Origin of the sequence: Paenibacillus sp. oral taxon 786 str. D14 (assembly GCF_000159955.1) — a bacterium.
In the GTDB taxonomy this organism is placed as follows: domain Bacteria; phylum Bacillota; class Bacilli; order Paenibacillales; family Paenibacillaceae; genus Fontibacillus; species Fontibacillus phoenicis.
In genome coordinates this window covers 280,766-300,725 of sequence record NZ_GG695971.1, presented here as the reverse complement: position 1 = coordinate 300,725, position 19,960 = coordinate 280,766, and the positions used below count along the sequence as shown (strand labels likewise).

20 protein-coding genes are annotated in these 19,960 nt (G+C 55.5%); 7 read left to right on the top strand and 13 right to left on the bottom strand.

Annotated elements, in window-relative coordinates; translation table 11 throughout:
• Positions 1-95: 95 nt before the first annotated feature.
• From POTG_RS04390 to POTG_RS04355, 8 genes are all read right to left on the bottom strand, one after another.
• Positions 96-1,244, bottom strand: a complete 1,149-nt coding sequence (locus POTG_RS04390) for a glycosyl hydrolase family 8 (protein ID WP_009223596.1) — start codon at positions 1,242-1,244, stop codon at positions 96-98.
• 176 nt (positions 1,245-1,420) lie between these two features.
• The gene (locus POTG_RS04385) at positions 1,421-2,155 is read right to left on the bottom strand and encodes an SIS domain-containing protein (RefSeq protein WP_028540326.1); all 735 of its coding nucleotides are present in this window, start codon (positions 2,153-2,155) and stop codon (positions 1,421-1,423) included.
• A gap of 6 nt (positions 2,156-2,161) precedes the next feature.
• Positions 2,162-2,908, bottom strand: coding sequence for a creatininase family protein (locus POTG_RS04380; RefSeq protein WP_009223594.1), 747 nt, complete (start codon positions 2,906-2,908; stop codon positions 2,162-2,164).
• Between the two features lie 13 nt (positions 2,909-2,921).
• Positions 2,922-3,914, bottom strand: a complete 993-nt coding sequence (locus POTG_RS04375) for a phosphotriesterase family protein (protein WP_009223593.1) — start codon at positions 3,912-3,914, stop codon at positions 2,922-2,924.
• Between the two features lie 48 nt (positions 3,915-3,962).
• Positions 3,963-5,261 carry a PTS ascorbate transporter subunit IIC gene (locus POTG_RS04370; RefSeq protein ID WP_009223592.1) on the bottom strand — a complete coding sequence of 433 codons (1,299 nt, stop codon included), beginning with the start codon at positions 5,259-5,261 and terminating at the stop codon, positions 3,963-3,965.
• A gap of 19 nt (positions 5,262-5,280) precedes the next feature.
• Positions 5,281-5,544: a PTS sugar transporter subunit IIB gene (locus POTG_RS04365; RefSeq protein WP_009223591.1), complete on the bottom strand. Its 264-nt coding sequence runs from the start codon at positions 5,542-5,544 to the stop codon at positions 5,281-5,283.
• 20 nt (positions 5,545-5,564) lie between these two features.
• On the bottom strand, positions 5,565-6,020 hold the full coding sequence (locus tag POTG_RS04360) for a PTS sugar transporter subunit IIA (RefSeq protein ID WP_009223590.1): 456 nt from the start codon (positions 6,018-6,020) through the stop codon (positions 5,565-5,567).
• A gap of 23 nt (positions 6,021-6,043) precedes the next feature.
• Positions 6,044-8,143, bottom strand: coding sequence for a BglG family transcription antiterminator (locus POTG_RS04355; RefSeq protein ID WP_036644164.1), 2,100 nt, complete (start codon positions 8,141-8,143; stop codon positions 6,044-6,046).
• Between the two features lie 316 nt (positions 8,144-8,459).
• Here POTG_RS04355 and POTG_RS04345 point away from each other — a divergent pair, with 316 nt between their 5' ends.
• The 4 genes from POTG_RS04345 to POTG_RS04330 are packed head-to-tail and all read left to right on the top strand — an operon-like array spanning position 8,460 to position 11,855.
• Positions 8,460-9,143, top strand: a complete 684-nt coding sequence (locus POTG_RS04345; protein ID WP_009223588.1) for a GntR family transcriptional regulator — start codon at positions 8,460-8,462, stop codon at positions 9,141-9,143.
• 46 nt (positions 9,144-9,189) lie between these two features.
• Positions 9,190-10,263, top strand: a complete 1,074-nt coding sequence (gene uxuA, locus POTG_RS04340; RefSeq protein ID WP_009223587.1) for a mannonate dehydratase — start codon at positions 9,190-9,192, stop codon at positions 10,261-10,263.
• A gap of 47 nt (positions 10,264-10,310) precedes the next feature.
• Complete coding sequence (locus POTG_RS04335; RefSeq protein ID WP_028540334.1) at positions 10,311-11,165, top strand: SDR family oxidoreductase; 855 nt, start codon at positions 10,311-10,313, stop codon at positions 11,163-11,165.
• Between the two features lie 54 nt (positions 11,166-11,219).
• Complete coding sequence (locus POTG_RS04330) at positions 11,220-11,855, top strand: polysaccharide deacetylase family protein (protein WP_009223585.1); 636 nt, start codon at positions 11,220-11,222, stop codon at positions 11,853-11,855.
• A gap of 318 nt (positions 11,856-12,173) precedes the next feature.
• Here POTG_RS04330 and cobA read toward each other — a convergent pair whose 3' ends face one another.
• Genes cobA through nirB form a run of 4 tightly spaced genes read right to left on the bottom strand, consistent with a single transcriptional unit; the run spans position 12,174 to position 16,651 of the window.
• Entirely contained in the window at positions 12,174-12,947 is a 774-nt protein-coding gene (gene cobA / locus POTG_RS04325; protein WP_009223584.1) for a uroporphyrinogen-III C-methyltransferase, read from the bottom strand.
• The gene (locus tag POTG_RS04320) at positions 12,944-13,816 is read right to left on the bottom strand and encodes a formate/nitrite transporter family protein (protein ID WP_009223583.1); all 873 of its coding nucleotides are present in this window, start codon (positions 13,814-13,816) and stop codon (positions 12,944-12,946) included. Before POTG_RS04320 ends, cobA begins: the two co-directional genes overlap by 4 nt.
• Positions 13,817-13,875: 59 nt before the next feature.
• On the bottom strand, positions 13,876-14,190 hold the full coding sequence (gene nirD / locus POTG_RS04315) for a nitrite reductase small subunit NirD (RefSeq protein WP_009223582.1): 315 nt from the start codon (positions 14,188-14,190) through the stop codon (positions 13,876-13,878).
• Between the two features lie 22 nt (positions 14,191-14,212).
• On the bottom strand, positions 14,213-16,651 hold the full coding sequence (nirB, locus tag POTG_RS04310) for a nitrite reductase large subunit NirB (protein ID WP_036644158.1): 2,439 nt from the start codon (positions 16,649-16,651) through the stop codon (positions 14,213-14,215).
• A gap of 489 nt (positions 16,652-17,140) precedes the next feature.
• On the opposite strand from nirB, the gene POTG_RS24620 reads away from it, so the two are divergent.
• From POTG_RS24620 to POTG_RS04300, 3 genes are read left to right on the top strand one after another with little or no spacing between them, the layout of a single operon-like run.
• The gene (locus tag POTG_RS24620) at positions 17,141-17,374 is read left to right on the top strand and encodes a hypothetical protein (RefSeq protein WP_232282224.1); all 234 of its coding nucleotides are present in this window, start codon (positions 17,141-17,143) and stop codon (positions 17,372-17,374) included.
• Between the two features lie 51 nt (positions 17,375-17,425).
• The gene (locus POTG_RS24615; RefSeq protein WP_232282223.1) at positions 17,426-17,746 is read left to right on the top strand and encodes an ANTAR domain-containing response regulator; all 321 of its coding nucleotides are present in this window, start codon (positions 17,426-17,428) and stop codon (positions 17,744-17,746) included.
• A 30-nt stretch (positions 17,747-17,776) separates the two neighbouring features.
• Complete coding sequence (locus POTG_RS04300; protein ID WP_009223579.1) at positions 17,777-18,856, top strand: anthranilate phosphoribosyltransferase; 1,080 nt, start codon at positions 17,777-17,779, stop codon at positions 18,854-18,856.
• A gap of 100 nt (positions 18,857-18,956) precedes the next feature.
• Here the strand turns inward: POTG_RS04300 and POTG_RS04295 are convergent, their stop codons facing one another.
• The gene (locus tag POTG_RS04295; RefSeq protein ID WP_009223578.1) at positions 18,957-19,940 is read right to left on the bottom strand and encodes an aldo/keto reductase; all 984 of its coding nucleotides are present in this window, start codon (positions 19,938-19,940) and stop codon (positions 18,957-18,959) included.
• Positions 19,941-19,960: the final 20 nt, after the last annotated feature.

The following is a 19,960-nucleotide window of genomic DNA, read 5'->3' as shown; positions in this document are numbered from 1 at the left end:
GAACTCGATTCCCCACGAATCAACGGAACTAAGAGCACTTGAGTCCGTTAGATCAACGGCCCTCAACCCTTCCAGCCGCCGCTCCCGATTCAGCCTTACGCCTCACCCCTCGGCATCCATATCCGGTAGTTCCCGCTCAACGCCAACAGCGCAAACAAATAGAGGCAGTTGTCGTAGTAGCGGCGCTTTCCGGTGCGGACGGGAGTGTTCCAGAACAAATCAACGCAGGCCTTAGCTTGGGGGCCGTCGGCCGCCAGTGAGGCCATCGCGTTGGTTGCCAGCAACCCAACCGGATGCAAAGCCGGTTCCTCAAATGGCTCGCCCGAGATCGTGTAGCGGCGGTAGTCCTCCGGCTCTTTATCAGCGAAAAACGCCTGAATCTTGCCCACCGCCTCCCGTTGCCAAGGATCGGCGGCAAACCATTCCCAATCGAGGCCAAGATTCGCCGCGACTCGATACGCATCGCTGAAGAAGTGGCCGTACCCCCGTTCGTTATTTGGTGTTCCATCATAATATGCATATTCCGGAGCAAGGCCGGTAACCGGGTGGCAAGCCAGGTGCAGATATTGCCGACTCGCCTCAGCCGCTTCCTTCCAGAACGCTCGATCCTCCGGGTAGGCCCACAGCGCAAACAGCTCATAGAAATGAGGAAGATGATAGGAAGGATCAGAAAACTCACAGTTTGGAACAAACTTGATCAGCTTGTTGTCCGGATTCCACATCGGATAACCTGTTCCGTCCTCCCCCTTGTGGAGGCAGGTGCGCAGTAAATCCCGAGCCTGGGTGCCGTAATTGAACGGCGCTTCCCGATCGCCCCAGCGATGGGACGCAAACAGCAGCGCCAGCGCAAAATACTCCTCGCCATCCGGCGCCGGCCCATTGGATAGACGCTTGCCGTCCGGTGCACAGGACCAGGCGAAGTACCCGGCGTTATCCCCTTCGGTCATATACATATAGGTTACTGTCCATTTCCAGATCCGATCGAACACATCCTGGCGGTCGTATTGAACGGCCATCATCATCCCGTAGGACATCCCCTCCGTTCGTACGTCCAGGTTGCCGGTATCCAGCATATAGCCCATATCTTCGCCGGAAGGGTAATAAATACGCGCCTCTTCGTCTCCTTCAAATAACTGCTTCCATGTCTCATCCAATCGGCGCTGAATCGCCTCTTCCCCGTAACCGTATTCAGCCAGCAGGTTCCGGTACGTTCCTGTGTAGTAAGCCCCTTGATGCTCCTTCATTCCTTCGCCTCCTTCTCGAGTACAGCTGGTCTTATCGTGATTTCAACGTTAAGGTAACACGGTCCCCAGTACATTTCCATGTGCATTTCGCGCTTCTATTTATCCAAATCAATCCATCACGACAAAAATCCGCACAGCCAAGGCCGGATCATGCCAACCTTCACTGTGCGGTTCAATTAGGACAATAAAGAGATCCGATCGCGGTATCGAGCGATCAATTGCCTGTTTCGCTCATCCGCCCCGTCGATATTTCCACTTAAGAATACAGGAGGCTCATAACCCTGATCGGTCATCATCACGATCGCCTCGGCAAAGATACCGTTCAGAATAACAGCTCCGATCACCGTTGACGTCGGTGCGAACGGTACCGGCACTCCCGGATAGGTCAGCACCGCATCTCCCTTCACCGCATGATTATCAATCACCAAGTCGACAGCATCATATAAATGTTTCCCGCTCACATGCCGAGACGGCTGGCTCTGCGAATACTGGAGCGAGGTGATGCCAATCGTGTAAGCCCCCTTCGCCTTCGCGATTTGGACGACATCCACCGGCACCGGGTTCCTGCCGGAGGTCGATAACACGATCATCACCTCTCCCGGACGAATGTCCTGATTGTGCATAAACGACGCAGCCAGCCCGTTCTGCCGTTCCAGCTCTGAGGAGCGAACGGCACCTTCATGCAGCATCAACGGTTCGACCAAAATGGGATGAATCGGTGCCAGTCCTCCCGCGCGATAGAACACTTCCTCGGTGAGAATGTGAGAGTGTCCGCATCCAAACAAGTGGATCACGCCTCCCTGCATGATCGTTTCCGCCGTCTTCCGAGCCGCCTGTCTAATGCGCTCTGCTTCCCGTTCCTCGATCTGGTCGAGGCTGCGACGGATCTGCTCCACATACTCATGCAGCATCATAGATCACGTCTCCTTCCCGTTTGGCAAACGTTGCTTAGCCCCTTCAATCATAGCGGCCATCGCATTCAAGGCGGCTTCGATGATCTGTTCGCCCTTTTCTTTGGTCGCGAGCTTCGCATCGCCGAGAACCGCGGTGGACGTAAATTCCTCCCAGGGCGTTGGCGTGCAATCCGCTTCCAGCCCAATGTGAGGAATATCCGTTACGGCTTTATCCATATCGACATACTCTCCCGCCAAATAGAGCATGTAGGAGGTCTCCAGCTCACAGGCATGGAAGTAGGATGCGTGGGACGCCGGCGTTTCCCTCACCTGCTCAATCACCTGTTTCGTTCCCGGATAGAAGAAATAGTAGACCTTCAACTCGGGAATGTCCTTATAAAGCAGGCGTGCAGCCTCCTTCAGCGCTACGGCGTTGCCGAGATGTCCGTTCAGCATGACATAGATCCGCAAGCCTTGGCGATATAAACTCTCCCCAATGTCGTACAGCATCCGGATCAGCGCCTCGTTGGAGACGTTAATGCTGCCAGGGAAGTTTTGCAGGCTCCACACTTGGCCGTACGGTAACGTCGGGAGCACCAAGCTTTCCGTCCGTTCGGCCAGCCGGAGCGCCAGCCGCTCGGCCAGCAGGTTATCCGTGCCAAGCGGCAGGTGGGGGCCATGGGCCTCCACCGCACCAATCGGCAGGATCGCGCAGGGCATGCGCTTGATTTTTTCCGCAATGTCATAGGCATTTTCGTATTGAAAGATCAATCACCACGCCCCCTCATCGCTTGAAGCTAAAGCAGTTCGCCGGATTTTCCACAAAAAATTGATGCACCAGCTGCTGCCCGTCAAATCCCGCCTGTTCCGCTTCGGCCACAAACCGTGGAACCCATTTAGCAATAATGTACTCCAGTCCCAACCCATAATCGTAATGCTTGTAATACGATTTCCGGGCGGTATCTCCGCTGATGAGGATCTGATTGGCGTAGCCTTTGCGGACGAGCTCGAGGATCAGCCCGATTCGGGTGCTCTCCGGGCCGTACTTGATCTTGCCGATGCCGTCGAAGGAGAGATAAGCCCCGGTCTTGGCAATTTGCTCATGATAATAAGGATCTGGATTGCGATCCATGTGACCCAGGCTGATAAAGTGAAGATCAACCCGCTCGCTGCGAAGCAGCTCAAGTTGTTCCAAGCCCATCGTCCCAACCTCGGTATGGGAGTGGATCGGGGCCTTGGTTTCGTGATGGGCCCTGGCAACCGCCCGCAGCGTTTTCTCCTCCAGCGGCGTAATCCGGTTATACCCCGTCCCGAATTTCACCTGGCCTGCTTTGAAGGGTGTACCTTCTAAGCCTTCCTCAACCTCGCGAATCACGAATTCGGCTAATTCGTTGATGCTCTTCGCTTCAATCCATTCGTAATACGTGTCGTAATTGCCGATGATCGGCTTCAGTTCATCCTTGATCTGGGCATCCCAAAGGAAGCTCTTGTTAAACCCGGCGGTCCCAATAACGCGCACCCCGGTTTCCTTCATGATGTCAACTACCGCCTGCACATCTCGGCCGTAATCAATCGCCGTTGCGTCGACGATCGCCTCCCCGCCATGCCGCTTAAAATCAAACACGTCACGTTTGGATTTCTCCGGATCATCCAGCAACAAATCGTCTTCCCCGCGCTCCGACCAGTAGGCAGGCCGACAGACGAGATGTTCATGCGAATAAGTAAACCCTAGCTGATCTTTGGGGATATCCCCGTCCAGCGTACGTATGAAGCTCATCTCGGCGTCCCCCCAAGCTGATTTGTAACCTTCCGATGGATCACATCCTTAGAACAGGAGCTGCGACAGCAAGCGAATGATCGGTCCGAGGATGAACATATCCGTATCGGCTGCCCACATGGCTGTGTCCGGCACCGTCGTGGAAATCAGATAACGAACCATGATGAATTGGCCCCAAGCCACGATCGTTGCGGTGATGAAACCACCCAACAATGCCCCTCTGACCCCGCCGGTGGAGTTCCCGAATACCCCGGCCGTCGCCCCGTGGAAGAACAACACGATCATCGTTGGGACGAAAATGTACGCCACCGTGTTCCCCAGCACAACCAGCCAGATTAACGCCCCGACGAAGGCGCCAAGGAAACCGAGAATCACCGCATTGGGTGCATATGGATAAACCACCGGGCAATCGAGCGCCGGTTTTGCACCCGGGACGAGCTTGGTCGCAATCCCGTTAAATGCCGGAACGAGCTCCCCGATAAACATCCGGACCCCAAGCAGGACGATGGCAATCCCGCCTGCAAAGGTCAGCGATTGAACGATCGAATAAATAATGAAGTTTTGATCTCCGGACTGGGCCACCAAGTTCTGCGCTTCCGGCGTTCCTTTGAGCATGAGCACAACCGCGCCTACGAAGAACAACAAGCCCATGCACAACGCCGTAATGACGTTAGAATCGCGAAGAAACTCCAGCCCCTTCGGCACCTTGATTTTTTCGGTATCATTCTCTTTGTTCCCTAACCATTTCCCTAAGAGCGCCCCGAGCAGACCGGCTGCTGCCGACGTATGCCCCAGTGCGATATTGTCATTCCCCATAATTTTGCGCATGAATGGCTGAGTCAGTGCGGGCTGGAAGGTCCAGTAAACCCCCAGGATGATCGCGATGAACAGAATCAGCCCCCACCGTGGAACCGAATCTCCGGCGGTATGAATCACGATTCCGGTAAAAATGGTGGACGTCCAGAACATCATGTGTCCGGTCAAGTAAATGTACTTGAACTTCGTGAACCGAGCCAACAGCACGTTAATCAGAAAACCAAGCAGCATCGCCATCGTCACGGAGCCGCCAAACTGCGCATTAAAGGTCTCCTGACCAAGGAAGTTCGACAGGCTTTCCGACTCCAGCCCGAACACTTCTTTCCACATGGGCTCGAATACGTTCAATGCCCCAACGATGACGCCGGAACCGGCGGAGATGATGAGGAACCCAATCACCGCCTTAAATGTGCCGCTGATCACTTGACTGGTCGATTTCTTTTGCAGCAGTAAACCTAATAAAACGATGAAGCCAAGAAGAATTGCCGGTGTCCCAAAGATGTTGTTGGATATCCAGAATAAAACATCCATTGTCCCTTCCTCCTTCTTTTTACATAGCTTCTTTCAGGTTTTGCCGAATCTCCTCTAAGTCAAAGTAATTGTTGACGATGATGATTTGTGCCGAATGGTCAGGCAGGCTTCGAGCCAGCTCATTGTTCGTAATAATATAATCTGCCGGCATACTCGAGGCCGAAGAGACATCCATATGATCCACCTCAGCCTGGATCCCCATCTCCCTTAGCACCGTTTCCACATTCATGCGTAAAATCAAGCTGGTTCCTTGTCCTAAACCGCAAACGCAGATGATCTTCATGGTGATTCCTCCTGTGTTGGTTATTCTCCCTGCTCGATATTTGAGGATTGGATCAATCCCTCGATATCGTCAGGGGTTCTCGCTGCTTTCAACGCCTCAATATTCGTGGGTTCATTGAGTAAAGTGGTTAATCTGCGTAACAGGTCGATATGCTCCGAGCTTGACGAGGAGCCTAGGGCGAACACGAGCTCGACGGGATCATTCTCGGGATGTCCAAAGGCCACGGGCTGCTTCAGCCGGACGAAGGAAACCGAGGCTTCATGAACACCGGACTCCGCTTTGGCATGAGGGATTGCAATGTGCGGAGCGACCACGATATAGGGCCCCTGTTCTTGAAAAGCCGTCAGCATCGCTTCCACGTAGCTGTCCTCAGCCGCCCCGATCTCAACTAATAACTGCCCGGCAGCGCGAATCGCCTCCTGCGCGTCCTTCGCTTCAACATCCAGCGAGATCAGACTTGTATCCAGAAAACGCATCGATAATCCTCCTTAAATATCCGTCAAGCATCAGAATAATGTTGGAATAAATGCATCATTTCGGCTTTGTCGTCCGTGCTCCCCAGAACGTGACGGTTCCTCTCTTCCATCAAGAGGTTCGCCAATTGGGTCAGTGCCTTTAGGTGGAACTGTCCATCGACGCCAACCATAACGAATATCAGATTGACGAGGTGATTCGGCTGATCACTGAAGGGAACTCCATCTCGAATGACTAGCAAGGATATGGAGGCCCGAACCGCCCCGTCCTCGGGCCTGGCATGCGCGATCGCAACCCCCGGCGTGGCAATTATGTAGGGCCCGTATCGATCGATGTAATCGATCATCGCTTGTACGTAACCGTCAGTTATAGTTCCTTCCTGCAGCAACGGCTGGGCTGCAAGCCGGATTGCTTCACGCCATCCCAAGGCCTGTTCCCGTATCGTAATGCGTGAAGGATTTAACAGATCAGCAAGTGTTGGCTTATTCTCCTTCGATTTAGGCGGCTGGACTTTAGTTGATGACAGATACCGCTGGATATCCCTTAGCAGCGCCTCTCGATCGGGAATGGCGACGTGTTGGCTCACCAAATCCACAATTTCCTGCGCCGCAGGAAAGGCAGAGCTGCCCTCAGCCACCCCCAGATAAGGGTTCACCCGACTTAGCAGATGCGTCTTCTCGGCATCGCTCATTACCGCGTTCAAGATAAACACCGGAACCTGACAGCCCGACAAGGGAACCGTAGAGAAGATCAGGTCGACGGGATCCGTGAATTTCTCGAATTCTCGCAGGGACAGCACTGCCACTAAATCCAGGGAGGGGAAGAGCTGCTCCAGCTGATTTTTAAGCAGCCTTGAAGCCGAAACTCCGTTTACACAAACGACAGCAGCTCGTTTCCGATGCTCCGTTTTCGCTTGCTCCCTTTTGAGCCAGCCCCCAAAATGCATCGTCAGATAGGCGATCTCATGACGGCCTAACGGCTTCTCGAATAACCGCTCCAGCGGGGAAGCGGATTTTCGAGTCAGCTCGTACACTTCCCGGTACTCTTCCAGGATTTTGTCCGTCAGCGGGTTATCGATGGTGAGTCCATATTTGATGCGATAAAACATCGATTTGACGTGAAGGAACAGCTGCTTAACCAAAGCCTCCCGGTTCTGAAAATAGACGCAGCCGTTCTTAGCGAACAGGTCAATAACCTCCTCTGTCGCTGCACGCAGTCGCTTCGTCTCCCAAGTGTCGGATTCCACCTCGACTCGATTCACTTTGGCCGCCAGCAAATAAATCGCCAAGTACCCAATCTCGTCTTCCGGTACGCGAAGGTCAAACCGTTCCCCAAGCTCATCAGCGATTTGCGTCGCCGCCTTGAACTGGAGCGTTTCGCGTAAGGCCGCCTTCTCTTCTTCCTCCAGCTGTACCGTTCGCCCTTGCTTCATGCGGTTGGCGGACAACCAAATGCGCAGGGTCAAATGCAGAATCGTCTCATCTGTCCATTCCATGCCAATCTGCTGCTCGGTGGAGACGATGATCCGGTATACGGAGTCCAGCTCCTCCTCCCGGAACGCTGGGAAGTGGCGCCGGAATAAATCCGTGTGAATGAGGCCGTCAAAGGCAGGAGACGAAGGATTCCAGTCAGCATACGACAGCTGCTCGAATAAGAAGCGAGACAAGACCGCCCGAATGTCTTTCTCATTCCCTTGAATAAAATAGCCCTGTTTCCGGTCGAACTGGATGCTTAGCGCATAATCTTCCAGCTCTTTCTTCAGACGCTTGAGCTCCGCATGGGCGGTTCCCCGGCTAACCTGAAGCAAAGCCTCCATATCATGCAAGAACAGGGGGGTACTCCGGTTGACGAGTCTCAGGCAAAGCAAGGCCTTTCGCTCACCGCTGGATAGATAGTATTGTTGCGGCTGTACGGATTGGGCCATGCTCGGAAGCTGGGATCTCGATGCTTCGGGGAGCAAAAAGCCTCGGCCGCGTACATATTGCACGGGAGCCAGCCCGCCTTGGCGAAGCCAGTGATTGATTTTGTCCATGTCGTAGTAAATCGTCCGCTTGGAGACATGGAAGACATCCATCAATTCTTGCACTGAGAGGTAGCCTGGGGTCTGTTGAACCAGGGCAAGGATCGAAGAACTTCGCTCGTCAAGGATGTTCCACCACCCACTTTCATCGATAGGTACTTCTATCCTATTAAATTGGGATTCAGGGGTATTCCTACCTCAACCGCGCAATTGTTGTATTTTTGAAGTTTGCAAATTTATACGGTAGAAAATATGCGGGTAAATCAATTTTGCCTCTTGCTAACCAGCAAGTTCCATACTACCATACAAGTATGGCAGTTAAATGGATCTGGGAAGAGCACCAAGACAGAGAATGGACATTAGGCAAGATGGAACGAGATCAAATGCTAGAGCAGGGCTCCTGCCCAAAGGAGGTGAATGGATGAGCGACAAATGGCTGACACAGACGGGTTCGGCGGGTAACGCCGTATATGCCAAGCTGAAGGAACAGATCGTCACGCTGGAGCTGCCTCCGGGGACTACACTGTCTGAAAAGGAGATGTCGTTAGCCTTTCAGGTGAGCCGCACCCCGGTGCGGGAGAGCTTCGTACGGCTTGCGCAGGAAGGGCTGGTGGTGGTCCTGCCGCAGCGCGGCACGCGGGTATCGCTAATCGACCCCGAGCTCGTGGAGGAAGCGCGGTTTATGCGGGAGCAGTTGGAGCGTGCCGTGATCCGGCTCGCCTGCGAACAGTTCCCGGAAGCGTTGTTGACCGAGCTGGCCGACAACTTGGCCCGTCAGCAGGACAGCATCCGTCGGCACGACAATCACGCGATGTTTGCGCTGGACGAGGAGTTCCACCGCATTCTATTTGCGGGCTGCCGCAAGCTGGGTACCTGGGACGTCATCCAGCAGATGAACGCCCACCTCAATCGGACGCGAGTGCTTTGGCTGACAACCGATCCGCATTGGGAGAATCTCTACGAGCAGCACCAAGACATGTATGAGGCGATTGTTGCCCGCGACGCCCATCGGGCCGACCGGCTGATGATGGAGCATTTGCAGCTCAGCATCTCCAATTTACCGGTGTTGCAGGAGCGGTATCCGGACTATTTTAAGCAAAGCTAACATCCAGCTCTCCCCCAAATAACCAGATAGGCGGTGAAGGTAAAGTATGCGTATGACATTTCGTTGGTTCGGCGAAGGCAATGACACGGTCACGCTGGATCAGATCAAGCAAATCCCCGGAGTCGAGGGTCTCGTATGGTCGCTGCATGACGTGCCTGCCGGAGAAGAATGGCCGATGGACAAAATCGAAGAGGTGAAGCGGCAAGCTGACCGCTATGGGTTTCACCTCGATGTGGTGGAAAGCGTCAACGTGCATGAGGATATCAAGCTGGGTCTGCCATCGCGCGACCAGTATATCGAAAACTACAAGCGTACGATTGAGAAAGTCGCCAAAGTCGGCGTTAAGGTGATCTGCTACAATTTCATGCCGATCTTTGACTGGCTGCGGACGGATTTACATAAAGCGGGGGCGGATGGTTCGACAGCGTTATTTTATGAGAAAGCCCGCATCCACAATATCGATCCGTTTGAGCTGGTGAAGGTGATCAACCAGAACAGCGCGCTGACGATGCCCGGTTGGGAACCGGAGCGGCTGGAGCATCTAACCTCCCTGTTTGAGGCGTATCGGGGTGTTACGGAAGAAGATCTGTGGCGCAACCTGGAGTATTTCCTGAAGGAAATCGTTCCGGTGGCCGAGCAGCACGGAATCAAAATGGCCATTCATCCGGACGATCCGCCGTGGTCGATCTTTGGGCTGCCGCGCATCATCACAAATCAGGACAATCTGCGCCGCTTCCTGAAGCTCGTTGATAGTCCATCCAACGGAATCACGTTGTGCAGCGGCTCGCTGGGGGCGAATCCGGACAATGATATCATCGCAATGATCCATGAATTCCATGACCGGATTCCGTTTGCCCATATCCGCAATGTGCGCGTGTTTGATAACGGCGATTTCATGGAAACGTCACACCGGACTCAAGACGGCACCGTCGATATCGCCGGTATTGTGAAAGCGTATTATGACACCGGTTTCACGGGGTATGCCCGTCCCGACCATGGCCGCCACATCTGGGGCGAAGAATGCCGTCCGGGATACGGCCTGTACGACCGAGCGCTTGGCATCATGTATCTGTGGGGCTTATGGGACGCCTATGCCAAGCAGGCCGGTCAGCTAAACTAACCCAGAATCTTCCTTTTATATATGATGAAAAAGGAGTGAAGCAACCGATGAGCAACTTGCCAGTACATCCTGCATTGGTCGGCAAAACAGCCGTCATTACCGGCGGCGCCGGGGTGCTGTGCCGGGCAATGGCCCGTGAACTAGGCCGTCAGGGGGCGAAAGTGGCGATCTTGAACCGCACGCTCGCCAAGGCCGAAGCCGTAGTGGATCAGATTCGCACCGATGGCGGTGTGGCTGCGGCATTTGCCTGCGACGTGACGGATGCCGAGAGCGTCAAGGCAGCGGAAGCCGCAGTACGAGAGCAGTTTGGCCCGTGCGACATCCTCGTCAACGGAGCCGGCGGCAACAATGCCAGCGCCAATACAACCAACGAGATTTTTCGGCCGGAAGATGTCGCGAATCCGGAGGTCACCAGCTTTTTTGACCTCAGCATTTCCGGCGTACGCGGCGTCCTGGATTTAAACTTCATGGGGACGTTGATCCCGACGCAAATTTTCGCTAAAGAAATGATTGGGCGTCCCGGCGCGACGATTATCAACATCTCCTCCATGAGCTCGTACAGCCCGATGACGAAGGTTCCTGCCTACAGTGCGGCCAAAGCGGCGATCAACAACCTGACGCAGTGGCTGGCCGTGCATCTGGCGGAGTCCGGGATTCGCGTGAACTCGATTGCCCCGGGATTTTTCCTGACTGAGCAGAATCGCAGCTTACTGACGAACCCGGACGGATCGTTAACGGAGCGCTCAAACAAAATTATCACCCATACCCCGATGCGCCGCTTTGGCGTGCCGGAGGATTTGCTGGGTACGCTATTGTGGCTGGCTGATGCGGAGACGTCTGGCTTTGTGACCGGTACGGTGATTCCCGTCGATGGCGGTTTTATGGCTTACTCGGGGGTTTAAAAGGTCGCGGTAGTCGTACGCGGGACTTCGATAAAGAAGGAGATGCGTTAGAAAATGGCTGATTTTCAAGTGATTAACGAGCTGCCTATCCAGGATAAAGCGGTTGCCTTCACGTTCGACGACGGCCCCAATCCGCTGTACACCCCGCAGGTTTTTGAGATTCTAAGGGAGGTACAGGGCAAAGCAACGTTCTTTATGATCGGCACACAGATGGAGAAAAGCCCGGAAACCGCCAAGGCTGTGCACGAGCAAGGCCATGAGATCGGTAACCATACGTACACGCACCCGCACTTGCCGGATCTTCCCCCGGAGGAATGCCGCCGGGAACTACAGCTGACGGAGGAGCTGATCGAGCAGGTCACTGGCGCGAAACCGAAGGTCTTCCGCCCGCCTTACCTCGCCACCTCCGAGGAGGTGGCCGCCATCACCGCCGGTGAGTTCGGCTATCCCGCGATTGGGGCGGTGAATGGCGCGGCGATGGACTGGGAGATGCCCGGCGTGGCGCACATTGTGGAGAAGACGCGGGAGCAGGTCCGCCCAGGCAGCATCCTGCTGTTCCACGACGGCTTCGACGACCGTTCCCAAACCGTGGAAGCCGTGCGCATCCTGGCTGCCGAACTAACGGCCGCCGGATACCGGCTGGTGACGGTCAGCGAGCTGCTGACGTTAAGCAGAGCTGCGTTGGAATAAGGCAAAAGGCCAAAAGGAACCTCACGAATGAGGCGGTCTTTTTGGCCTTTTTTCTGTTCGGATGTATAACGAAATGTAAAAGTGCAGGCGAATCTTGTCGAATGTACCTTGTATCGGTGGATGAAATGCAAAAGTACAGTTCATTTAACCGCCTAGGGCCCATTTTTCTTCAAAACCCGCTTACTCAACTGCATTTTTACACTTAATCTCGCAGAAAAGCCGATTTTCCTCAAAATGAACTGCACTTTTGCAGTTAGTCTATAAGCAAGGGATAGTGGGGCGGTAGTAAGTTAGCAACCACCCATGACCTCCCTCGCTTCACGACCCGTAGTACACCTCCGCCTGATGCTCAAACAACTGCAGCTGCTCGCGGACGCGCACCACCTCGCCGACGACGATCAGCGCCGGATTGCTCAGCTTCACGGCGGCGGCCAGCTTGTGCATGTCGTCCAAGGTACAAGTGAACGTGCGCTGCCGGCAGGTCGTGCCGCGTTCGATCAACGCCACCGGCGTTGAAGCCGACTTGCCATGGCGGAGCAACTCCTCGCGGATGGCGCCGATTTGGCTGACGCCCATGTAGATCGCCAGCGTGTCGACGCTATGCGCCAGCAGGTCCCAGCGGATCGGCGTCTGATCGCCGTGGCAGCGGCTGCCGGTCACACAGGAGAACGAGGCGGCCGCCCCGCGATGCGTCAGCGGCACGCCGGCGGAAGCCGCCGCGCCCAGCGCTGATGTGATGCCGGGAATCACCTCATAGGGGATTCCCGCAGCGGCCAGCGCCAGCGCCTCCTCCCCGCCGCGCCCGAAGACGAACGGGTCGCCGCCCTTCAGGCGCACGACCCGCTTCCCGTCCATGGCGTAGCGGATCAGCCAGCGCTCGATTTCCTCCTGCGGCATCGCGTGGCGTCCCGGCGCCTTGCCGACGTACACCAGCTCCGCGAACGGCCCGGCGTATGCCAGCAGCTCTTCACTGACGAGGCGGTCATACAACACGACCTCGGCTTCCCGCAGCCGGTTCATCGCCTTGACCGTGATCAACTCGGGGTCGCCGGGTCCCGCTCCGATAATACTTACCATCCCGGGGTGCTTCATAGGCGTTCCCCTGCCACGGACAACGCGCGGCCATCCGGCTCAGCCATTTCCGTTCCTGCAACCTGCGCGGCTACTCCGCGCCGCAAGCTGCCTTTTTGCGCCACATACAGCATCAAACCGGTGAACACGACGCCGCCCAGGAAGTTGCCGATCAAGACAGGAATTTGGTTCCACAGCCACCAGTCGGCCATACTGACATCCGCTCCCAGCATCATGCCAGCCGGGATGACGAACATATTCACGACCGCATGCTCGAACCCTTGTGCAAAAAAGATCAGGATCGGCAACCACATCGCTGCGATTTTGCCTGCCGTCGACTTCGAGGTCATCGCCATCACCACGCCCAGCGTAACCATCCAGTTACACAGAACAGCCTTGATGGTGACCAGCGCGAGACCGCTGCCGCCCATCTGCTTGTAAGCCAGCGTCTTCGCTTCGCTCGTCTGGATCAACATCTGCACAAGCGGGTGGGACAGGTCCGTGCCCATTTTCGTAATCGTCAGCCCATAGAGAACAGCATACACAGCACAGCCGATGAGATGCCCGAGGATCACCCATCCAAAGCTGGACAACATCCGCCCCGGCGAAGCCTGCCGTTCCATCACAGCCAGCGGGATCAAGGCGAAGCTGCCAGTGACAAGCTCCAGGCCCAACAGGACGATCATCACAAAGCCAACCGGGAAAATCACCGCCCCCACGATCCCCAGCGAGGCCTGTTGCGTCGCGGTAAACGCCAAGGTGGTGGCGAACGCCAGGATCGCTCCGCCCAAAAATCCTTTGACCAGCAACTGCAGAATGCTGAGGTTGGCTTTATTTTTCCCGGTCTCAATCATGCTCCCTAGTACTTCTCCTGGTTTGACGTAATCCATGGTTCGTCCACTCCTTTATTCGCACTGCGATTCTCTATACGCTCTATACGCCCTATACGCTACAGTGAAATATATATAGCTCCGGTCGCTTCATCCACTTCGATCTCATAGACCGTGACCTCCCCATGGTCGGGCTCTTGGACACGTCCGCTCCGCAGATTGATCTTCCAATCGTGCAGGGGACAGTGCACGGCTGAACCGCACACCATCCCTTCTGACAACTTGCCGCCTTTGTGCGGACAGCGGTTTTCAATGGCGTGAACACTGCCGTCGCTGAGGCGGAAAATCGCAACCTCCTTCCCCTCAACAAACACCGTACGTGAACCAAGCCGATCAATGTCGTCCAACCGTGCCACTTGAATTTTAGTTATCATGGTATCTGCCCCCCAAAAAAGATCACGAATTTTGCAGTTGTACGTCTTGCAGCGGTTCGAAGTTTTTACGCAGCTCCTGGTTTTCAATAATTTCTTTCCACGGGTCTGTCGTCCGGCTTAAGGTGTCTTGAATCCGCTCAGCCAGTGCTTTCCGTTCATCGGCTTGCTCCAACACTGCCTTGATGGCGTCCAATCCTACCCGCTCAACCCACTGCGCTGTCCGTTCGTTCCAGCTGGCTTGCTCACGGTAATGCTGCAAGAACGCTGCGGTCCATTCGACCACTTCATCTTCGGTCTTCACTACGCAGAGCAAATCTGCCGCCCGAACCTTCACACCGCCGTTACCGCCCACATAGATCTCCCAACCGCCGTCGATAGCCACAACGCCAAGGTCCTTAATCGTGGCTTCGGCGCAGTTCCGCGGGCAACCCGATACCGCCAGTTTAACCTTGCCGGGGGTGTTCAGGCGTTCAAACGTTTTTTCCAGCTGAATGCCCATGCTAATGGAATCTTGGGTCCCGAACCGGCAGAACGTGGAGCCGACGCAGGTCTTCACCGTCCGCAGCGCCTTGCCGTACGCATGACCGGACGGCATATCGAGCTCCTCCCACATTTTCGGCAAATCTTCCTTCTTTACGCCCAGCAGGTCAAGCCGCTGTCCGCCGGTGAACTTCACCATCGGCACTTGGTATTTCTCGGCAACCGCCGCAATTCGCTTGAGTTCAGCCGGTGAGGTTACACCGCCGTAAATCCGAGGCACCACAGAGAACGTTCCGTCCTTTTGAATGTTGGCATGGTAACGTTCGTTGGCGAAGCGGGATTCTTTCTCATCCACATACTCAGCCGGCCACAGCATCCCCAGGTAGTAGTTCAACGCCGGGCGGCACTTCGAGCAGCCCTCCGGCTCGCGCCATTCCAGCACGTTCATCACCTCGTGCACACTCTTGAGCCCCATCTCCTTGATGCTGGCGACAATTTCGTCACGGCCCAGCGGCGTACAGCCGCAGATGCCTTCCTTCACCGCTTTGACATCGCCTTCTGCATATAGATGCAGCAGTCCCTCGACCAGCGGTTTGCAGCCGCCGCAGGAGCCGGACGCCTTCGTGCACGCTTTGATCTCGCCGACGCTGGAGCAGCCGCCCTTCACCGCTTCGACGATGGTGCCTTTGGTGACGCCGTTACAGCCGCAGATGATTTCGTCGTCCGCCATTGCGGCCAACCGGGCATTCGGGGACGAGGCCCCTGCCCCGGCTTGACCCGGAGTAAACCCAAGCAGCAGCTCCTTCTCTTTCCCGGCTACGGATTCTCCGCTTTTGATCTTAGCAAATAACGATGGGCCGTCCGTTGTGTCGCCGAACAGTACCGCGCCGATGAGCCGATCGTCTTGCAGGACGATTTTACGGTACGTGCCCTCCAGTTCGTCTTGAATGCGCAGCGAGCGCGTGCCTGGCGCATCATTGAAATATCCCGCAGAAAAAACATCTACTCCCGACACCTTCAGCTTCGTCGAAGTGACGGATCCTTCGTACGCGGCGGTTTCGACACCAGCCAGCCGCTTGGCCAATACACTGCCTTGCTCATAGAGCGGGGCCACCAGCCCGTAGGCGATGCCGCGATGCTCAGCGCATTCCCCAACGGCATAAACCCCCGGTGCGCTGGTTTCAAGATAATCGTTGACGATAATGCCTCGCGCCACATTAAGGCCTGCCTCTTTTGCCAATTCAATGTTTGGTTTGATGCCGACGGCCATCACAACGAGGTCCGCTTCCAACCGGCTTCCGTCTGCAAATTCCAGCCCCTCGGCCCGCCGTCCGCCGTAAATGCTGGCTGTTTGCTTTTGCATGAGGAACTTCATGCCTTGCGCTTCCAGCTCATGTTGCAGCATCCGCGATGCCGGCTCGTCGAGCTGACGCTCCATCAAGTAAGGATGGATATGCACGACGGTGACGTCCATGCCGAGATTAAGCAACCCGCGGGCCGCTTCCAGGCCTAAGAGACCGCCGCCGATCACCGCAGCTTTTTTATGTTTGCGGGAGGCCTCCATCATCAGCTCGCAGTCCTTGATATTGCGGAACCCGATGACGCCATCCTTGCGTGCCCCGGGAATCGGTAAGATAAATGGATTGGAGCCCGTGGCCAAAATCAATGCGTCGTATTCTGCTTCTACCCCGGAGGCCGATACGACCTTGCGCTTATCGGTATCGAGCCGAACAACCTCATCGCCCAGATAGAGGTTGATGTGATTTTCCTCGTACCAGGCCAAATCGTTAATTACAATCTCCTTCATGTCTGCCCCGCCAGCCAACACCGAAGACAGCATAATCCGATTGTAGTTCGGATACGGCTCTGCACCGAAGACCGTAATCTCGTACGCCTCCGGAGCCAGCTTCAGCACATGCTCCACCGTGCGGATTCCCGCCATCCCGTTACCGACCAGCACCATCTTTTTCTTTTGGTTCATCTCCATCTCCCCTTTTCCCAAATTACCAAGAAAACACAAAAAGCCTGCTTCGCCCCTAGAGACACGCAGCTACACCACGTGATTTCTACGGATTGCGAAGACAGGCTCCATTGCCGCTTCTAGCGGGCACCCCATTGTACCCAGCATGATTACGATCGAATTTTTGAATAAACAAATTTGAATCAAGTGTTGAGTTGACATTAACTATAAAGGAGGTTGGAGGTTATGTCAATATACATTACATAAAATTGTGTGATTAAAATTTTTATGTCAGTTTTCATTACATTTGTATTGATTTTTCAGAAAAAAGGCGAGAAAATACATTTATCCTTTAAAATTTGAAATGTGATGTAAGGTTTTCTTTCCTCGCTGCAATTTCGCAGTTGCAGTTGTTGAAGTTATTCGTGTATCTCGATCCTTTATGACTTTAAAGCTAAACACCGCTTGGATTATGAAACAGATCGTTATGGATAGGAGGGATCCCTCTCGATGCGCTTCTTATTGGTCATTCGCGAAGCCGGTTTACCCGGGACTGCCTCGACAGATCCCCTGAAGTCTTTGCCCTTGGCTGATCCCGAAACCTTCCTCAAAACGAGCGGGTATCAAGTCTTCGCCTCCTGTCAGGAGCCGCAAATTCGCAAACGGATCAAGGAGGTTGACGCTGCGGTGCTGGATATGCCGCTTGAGGGGATGCAGCGCTGGGGCAACATGCTGCTCAAGTGAAAGCCCCTCCCGCTCCTCTGGTGGTGTAGCCCCGAGACGGCAAGCTCCTCATTGGAGGCATGTGAGACAGAGGTCCCCGTTGACGGCCTGCTCTCCCCGTCCATGACGGCATCGGAGCTGCATTGGGCGCTGCATTTCAGCGCTAGGCATTTTTTTGAGAGGCAAACCTGGCAGAATGAACGGGCGCAATTGGTCTCCCGGCTGGAGGAACGGAAGTGGATCGACATGGCCAAGAGTATCTTGTGCGACGTGAACAAAGTGTCCGAAGCCGAGGCTTACGACATGCTGCGCAAGCGGGCGATGAATGAACGGAAACGGATGGTGGATGTGGCGACTTCGGTCGTCAAAGCCCATCAGCAATTAAAATTTTGAACCGATCTTACAAACAAAGGGGGGCTCCCGATGACGATGACAGAAATCCTGAAGGAAGTAGGACGAGGCAAAAGAGGCGCCCGCGACTTGACCTATGAGGAAGCAACCGAAGCCGCCGAATTGATGATCAGCGGCCAAGCGACTCCGGCGCAGATTGGCGCCTTCTTTATGGCACAGCGGATCAAGCTGGAGAGCGTGGCGGAACTGAAAGCATTTGTGACCGTCTTTCGCAAACATGCCCGTCGCTCGCCGATTCCTCAGGGACTCGACTGTGCCGGACCTTATGACGGCCGCACCACCTCCTTTATGGCGACGTTTGCCACCTCCTTTCTGCTGGCTTCAGGAGGTTTACCCGTCACGCTGCACGGCACCCCGTCGCTCCCGCCCAAGTGGGGCGTGACCCTGACCGATCTGCTTGACGAGTTGGGCGTGGACAGCCGCTTGATGGAGTGGGCGCCGGCAGCCCGCCCGGCAGACTTCTCCGGCGTCCGGTTCGTGCCGTCTGAGGTCTGGTGCCCGCCGCTGGAGAAGCTTCGTCCGATCCGCGAAGAGCTGGGTCTGCGGACGATCTTGAATACGATCGAGAAGCTGCTGGACTTCAGCGATTCGCCTTATTTGGTGTATGGTGTATACCATAATACTGTGTTCGACCGGATGGCCCAGCTCATCGAGCAGCTGGATTACCGGAAAGCGTTGATCGTCCAAGGGGCACAAGGCTCAGAGGACCTGTTTATCGATCGGCCGACCCGCACCTATGTGGTGGGCAACGGTGAAGCGAAGCTGAACATTATCGATCCGGAAACGTACGGGCTGGACACCCCGCTGCCCGAAGAAGACGATACCGCCTGGAACGCAGCCAAACAGCTGCACGTTACCGAACAGGTGCTGCAAGGGCAAGCGCACCCGGCTTACGTAAACCAGGTGCTGCTGAACGGAGCGGTTCGCCTGGAGCTCGCCGGGCGCGTCGATTCGATCGAAGAGGGCATTTACACCTGCAAGGCCCTTCTGGACGACGGCAGTCCATGGGCGACTTACTGCAGTTGGCGCGACACGCTGCGCTTGGAGCAATCGGCCGCCGCAGAACGCGCAAAAGCCCCCCATCAAGCCTGATTTCAAGGCGAATGATGGGAGGCTTTCTCGAATCATTCACCTTATTCCCGGGAATCACGCCAATTTGATGGCCACGCTCGGTGAATAAGGGGATTTCGCTTTAATACGCCCCGCGAATATGCTGCGCGACTTCGTTCTGGTAGAAGAGGGCCAGCCGCTCCAGCTCTTCCTTGCTGAAGGAAGGCACGTCGATCGCGCCGAGGTTGTCCTCGACCTGACGCACGTTGCGGAAGCCCGGGATCACGCAGGAAACTTCCGGCTGGTCTAGAATCCAGCGCATCGCCGCGCGGGCCATGTCCCCGCGTCCTTCGGCGATCCAGCGGAGCTGGGCCGCCAGCTCAACACCTTTAACGAACGGCAAGCCAGCAAACGTCTCACCGACGTTGAACTGCTCACCGTTCGCGTTAAAGTTGCGGTGATCGTCGGCAGCAAACGTCGTGTCCGGCGTGAATTTGCCGGTCAGCAGGCCGCTGGCCAGCGGAAGCCGCACAAGGATGCCCACGCCTTCTTCCTGCGCCTTCGGCAGCAACTCTGCGAGCGGCTTTTGGCGGAACAGGTTCAGGATGACCTGCAGCGCCTTCACCCCCGGCACCCCCAGGCAGAACAACCCTTCCTCCACCGTCTCTACGCTCACGCCGTAGTGGCGGATTTTTCCCTCCGCCTGCAGCTTGTCCAACACTTCAAATACCCGGCCGTCCTTCAACACGGACAACGGCGGGCAATGAATCTGATACAGATCGATACGCTCGCGCTCCAACCGTTTTAAGCTGGCTTCGCAATAAGCCCGCACCCGCGCTTCGGAATACGTCTCCAGGTCATGAATATCGCCGGCCCGGCAAAATTTGGTCGCGATATAGATCTCGTCTTCCTTCCCTTTGGTCGCTTTGGCAAGCAGACGCTCCGCATGTCCGTCGCCATAAACGTCCGCCGTATCGAAGAAATTGACACCTTCTCCAATCGCTTTATCCAAGCCCTTCAGGGCCTCGTCATCATTCGTGTTGCCCCAGCTTCCGCCGATGGCCCAAGTGCCAAAGCTCACCTCGCTGACTTGAAGACCCGTGTTACCAAGCTCCCGATATTTCATCGATTCTCCTCCTAAGGTTC